Here is a 3,785-nt window from a genome sequence, read left to right on the forward strand (position 1 = left end):
AACCAAATAAAACAAGCGGATTCTTTGTATTAGGGCTTTGTTAACTTCTAAATTTTTGCAAAAGATCTCCTTCCCTCTACTGCCTTTCAGAAGCAGGGGTAAAAAAGTTTCATTGCTTATCGTATCATTTTTCAGTATTGACTACTCCCGAAGAGCAGGCACAAAGGTTTCTCCGTTACCTACAAAGTAACGGGTGGCTATTATTGAAACTTAGTGTTTAATAATATATTATTAATGTAATTTTTAAGTAGTTATGAAGAAAAATTTTGTTAGGGTAATGCTTTTCGGGGCATTGGCGCTTACAGTAAGTACAACCGTTACAAGTTGTAAGGACTATGACGATGACATCAAAAATCTGCAAGAGCAGATTGATAAAGTAACGTCCACTAATCCGGTGAGCACAGAGGACATGAAAACGGCCATATCTAGTGCCATTCAGACTTTGCAGACACAGTTACAGACAGCTATTGATGGTAAAGCAGATGCTAAAGCAGTACAGGATTTGCTGAAAACAGTAGAAGCATTGCAGACTGCATTGGAAAACAAAGCAGACGCAAGTACTATTAAAACATTGGGCGACCAGATCACCGCTCTTTCAGAACAAGTGAACTCTATTGAGGGAACTTTGAACAAAACGAAGGAAGACCTCGAAGCTAAAGTTGCCGACCTGACAGAGAAGCTGGCTGGTGCTGCATCTAGCGAAGACCTGAAAAAATTAGCTGATGAACTGGCAGAAGCTAAGAATGAATTGAAGGCTGTGACAGAAATGGCCGAGAATAATGCGGCTGCTATCGTTAGTATACAAGCTGATATTTTAGAATTGCAAAAATTGGATGGCAGAATCACCGCATTGGAAACATTTAATCAAAACGCTGCATCGAAGGATGATTTGGCTGATTACGTAGCCCATTCTGAACTTGCAGGATTGGTTGATGGCGAAGTTCTGGAGTTGCTGAAAGACAATGGCTCTATTGCTAAATACGTAAACGATGCTATCGAATCACAGGTATTGGCGGAAGCCTCTGCTATCAATGTTTCTATCAAAGGTGTAGACGATAAATTAGCAACGTTGAGCACTAACTTTGAAACATATAAACAAGAACAGGCAACTGCTTACCAAACTGTGACTGGTAATATCACTACGCTTACCACATTCAAAACGACTATCGAGACAGCTTTAACTGATGGTGGTTATGAAAATTTTGCGGCAGTATTGACTGAAATTACCACGATTAAAACCAGTTATGGTTATTGTGCTACTAAAGAAGTTTTCGATGGGAAAGTAGAAGCTTATTTTGCTGATTATAAAAAAACGGTAAATGATAAATTCGCTGCATTGGAAAAACGTCTCACGGCACTTGAAAACCAAATTCAGAGCATTGTTTATATTCCTGAATACGAAGATGGACAGGTGAAATTCATGTCTTATTATTATGGTGAAGGAGAAGCTAGAAAAATGATTGCGCAAGCCGATCCTATCCAGGTGAAGTTCCGTATTTCTCCGGCAACAGCTGCCGCCAACTTTGTAGCCAACTATACTCCTTCATTCGACGCACAGGAAATAAAGACTCGTGCAGCAGAAGAGATTTATAGCATTGAAGGCACGCCGACAGTGGACGAAGCTACAGGTATCGTAACCTATACTCTTTCTACGACTACAGACAAGAGCTATGCTATTAGCCTGAATCTGAAAGCTAAAGATGCAACTAAGAATTTGACGGATATCAGTTCTAATTATTTCCCTGTAATTGCGGATTATAGAGTGATTACATCTGTAACATTGAATTCACCGAACCAGGACGTGGCTACTATGCTTTCTGATAACGCTGCTTCAAAAATCGACTATGGTACAGGTGCTAAAGTGCTGATGACTGGTAAGGACAGAGCAGGAAATGCTATCATCGACGAAGCTATTAGCGAGAGTGCGGTGAATAAGAGTTTTGCGGTGAAATATACACTAAAAGCAGCGGACGACTACAACGACTTCAAAATTGGAGAAACTAATGGTGTTCTGGAACTAAAATCCTATAGTTCTTCGTTCAATAATAAAAAAGTAACTGCCCAAGCAAGAATTACAATGAAGGATGCTGCAGGGGATGCTGTATCTACTTTTACAAAAGAATTTGCGCAAGTAACAGCTGGTGAACAGGTTATTAAGACTTTAGCAGTGAATCCTTCCGGAATCGGTACCGTAGAATTCAAAAGTAAAGGAGAAGAAGCATCGGTATTTGATGTTGACTTAACTGGTCCTAATTACTCTACTCTTGGCATTACAGAGGCTGATTACCAGGCTCTTGGAAGTGAATGCTTCGACTTTGAGACAGGTGCTAAGAGCGGTATTAAATTTGCATTCAAGGAAAATACAACTACGAACGGGTTAACAGTGGTTGTTCCGGCAGGTATACCGGTTAATACTTATAATGATGTGACACTGACAGTAACAGTATCGCCTACCCAGAAATTTACGATAACAGCTAATGCTACGGTTCAGATAACTAATGCAGATTATGCTTTGAATTTCAATACGGATATAGCAGCTGGTGGTACTATGACACTCCAGCCTACTTATGCTCCGTTTGATAAGCCGACATTAGTGAGCTTCTCATCTGATTTGAAAAATGCATTTAATAATTATGCTACAGTTGAAGGTAACGCAGATAACGCAGGCGCTTCCATTAAGTTTGCAATAGATAATGCTCCTATAGCAGGTGTATCTATTAGCGAAGATCATGTATTGACGGTTGATGGCAGTAAATATAAAGGAGATAATATTGCTGTTAAGGTGAATGTTGTAGGTAAAAATAACGAAGATGCTGATGTTACATTATCATCAGCAGAAAAGACTTTAAATATCACTCCGACTAGTCTTGCAGGTTCATGGACTGCACCGGCAAGCACGACAGTGAAGATTGGTAGGGATAACTATCAAAGTACGTTTGATCTGGCAAATGGTTTCTCATGGAAAGCGACTAATGATAAGACAATCTGGAAAGATGGTAGCGCAAACACTACTGATTGGGGTGCATCTCCGTTAACTGTATTTGGAGTAGATCTTCCTACTTTCACAGTGGCATCTGCTGATCAACAATATGTTTCTATTACTGAATCGGGCGTATTGTCACTTACTGAAACTGGTAGGAATTTGGATCCTAGTGCTAAGAAAACAATTACCGTAACCATCAATGCAGCTCCCGGATGGGGAACTATTACTGGCTATGATGCAGGTAAGATAGTTACAGTAGAGATTAAATTAGGTACAGCATCAGACCAACCTTTTGACTAATAGCTGTTTCTAAGATCATCTCTCCCTTACATTCATTCTAACATCTCGAATAGAGGGAGAGATGATATCTCTTAAATAGATAATTTTTTATAAACAATAAAACCATTCTTCACTTGTGTGTGAAGATATTTTTACCCCAGAACAAAGCGAAGGACACAGCTTGTGAAAGTCCATCCTTCCTCTTTGTTCTTATTTAGAAAAGGGATACCTCCCACATTTCCCACAGGTATTCCTTTTTATTTTTACTCTCGGAGCGTCTTTTTGTTGTACTGGAATCAAATTGCTAGTCCCCCATTTCCCTATAGGTAAAAGAGGCGTTCCCAAGATGCAGAAAACCCGGGCTTGCGAAAGTCCGGGTTTTCTTGATTAATAACCAATAACAATTAACCAATAACAACTAACAATAGAATATGTAAATGAAAAAAGAAACCTATTCTTTATCCCACTCCTTGCTCGCTTCGAAACAGGGGCAAGCCTTGATCCACTCTTCCGGTTCAATCTC

1 protein-coding gene and 1 pseudogene are annotated in these 3,785 nt (G+C 39.6%); one reads left to right on the plus strand and one right to left on the minus strand.

Going from position 1 to position 3,785, the window contains the following annotated elements:
* The first annotated feature begins 253 nt into the window (after nt 1–253).
* Entirely contained in the window at nt 254–3,283 is a 3,030-nt protein-coding gene (locus BXY_RS17260; RefSeq protein ID WP_139220824.1) for an ATP-binding protein, read from the plus strand.
* A gap of 430 nt (nt 3,284–3,713) precedes the next feature.
* On the opposite strand, the pseudogene BXY_RS23640 reads toward BXY_RS17260, so the two are convergent.
* A pseudogene (locus tag BXY_RS23640) lies at nt 3,714–3,785 on the minus strand (N-acetylmuramoyl-L-alanine amidase); the annotation flags it as partial.

Origin of the sequence: Bacteroides xylanisolvens XB1A (genome assembly GCF_000210075.1) — a bacterium.
Classification (GTDB): Bacteria; Bacteroidota; Bacteroidia; order Bacteroidales; family Bacteroidaceae; genus Bacteroides; species Bacteroides xylanisolvens.